The following is a 1,643-nucleotide window of genomic DNA, read 5'->3' on the forward strand; positions in this document are numbered from 1 at the left end:
CATCACCAGCGTCACCGACCCACGCGGCTTAGTCACCAGCTACCAGCACGATGCCTTGGGCAATGTGCTGCAAATTACCAGCCCCGATACAGGTGTTACCAAATTCACCCGCAATGGTGTGGGCCAGATGCTTACCCATACCGATGCCAAGAACCAACTCACCCAGTATGAGTACACACCGGGCGGCCAGCTTAACAAGGTCACCTTCGCCGATGGCAAAACCCAGACCTTTGCCTATGGCGAGAGTGGCTTCAGTACCGACAAGCTCACCGAGATGGCCAACCACACTGGCAAGATCGGCTACAGCTATGACAGCCAAGGTCGCGTCGGTAGCGAAAAGCGTTCGATCTGGAACAAGGACTATACGACTGGCTACGGCTATGACGCCCAAGGGCGCTTCAACAAGCTGACCTACCCGAGTGGCCGCGTCGTGACTTATTCCTACAACGATGTCGGCCAAGTCAGCAAGATCACGACCCAGCAAGGCACCGAGCCCGAAAAGATCGTTATCCAAAACCTCGCCTACCGGCCTTTCGGTGCGGCAAAGTCCTGGACCTGGGGCAATGGCGAAGTTCGTACCACTGAATACGACAATGTGAACCAGATCACCAGCTACAGCATGGGTGATAGCACGGTCACCTTGACGCATGACACGGCAGGCCGCATCACTGGGCAAAAAGTGAGTGGCGGCTGGTGGGAACGAATGCTGCAGCGGTTAGGCCTACCGGTTGGTAAATCCCACGGGTATGTCTATGACAAGGTGGATCGTCTGACCGACTGGGATGATGGCAGCGTCCTCACCCGCAACGGTTTTTCATTTTCGCCCAGCCAAGGTTATTTTTACGATGCCAATGGTAATCGCAAAAATCACCGCGACGATGACATGGTGCTTATCAATGACATCGATCCGAAGAGTAATCGCTTAACGGCCGCTTCTCATCCCGGTCGGGCTGGGCAGACGTTTACTTACGACGCCAACGGCAGTCGCCTCACTGGTGATGGTAAGAATTACTCCTACGATGCCCGTGGCCGGCTGGTTGAAGTGGCCGGTGCGCAATACACGCTCAACGGCCTAGGCGAACGCGTTGCCAAGACCTACCAGGGTGCGACCACGGTTTTCCATTACGACCAAAGTGGGCGTCTACTAGCTGAATCGAACGAGCTTGGGGTCACGAAGCGAGAATACGTCTATCTCGGCAACACGCCCGTTGCCTTGGTCGATAACGGCATGGATATCCGTAACATCCACACCGATCACCTCGGTACGCCACGGCTGGTGACCGATGCCACCAAGCACGCCATCTGGTCCTGGCAGTTGGGCGAGCCGTTCGGCGCGTCCGCTGCGGAAGAAGACCCAGAAGGCACGGGAGCTAAATACACCTTCAACCTGCGCTTCCCTGGACAGTACTTCGATAAGGAAACCAATACCCATTACAATTACTATCGCACCTATGACCCACTGAATGGTCGGTATCTGGAATCTGATCCGATTGGATTGGCGGGTGGAATCAACACGTATGCCTATGTCAACGGAAATCCGCTGAGATACATCGATCCGTTGGGTCTATATAGCTTGCCAGAACTCAGAGACGACATCCGTGACGCAACCGGAGGCTGTAGCGGAAATAGTGCAGTTGACGACA

At 55.1% G+C, this 1,643-nt stretch carries 1 protein-coding gene; it reads left to right on the plus strand.

The genetic code is table 11. From position 1 onward, the window contains the following. The coding region (locus tag CSQ89_RS21430) for an RHS repeat-associated core domain-containing protein (protein ID WP_099407977.1) at positions 1–1,643 on the plus strand (1,643 nt) is incomplete at both ends.

The organism is Chitinimonas sp. BJB300 (assembly GCF_002735695.1).
Taxonomy (GTDB): Bacteria; Pseudomonadota; Gammaproteobacteria; order Burkholderiales; family Chitinimonadaceae; genus Chitinimonas.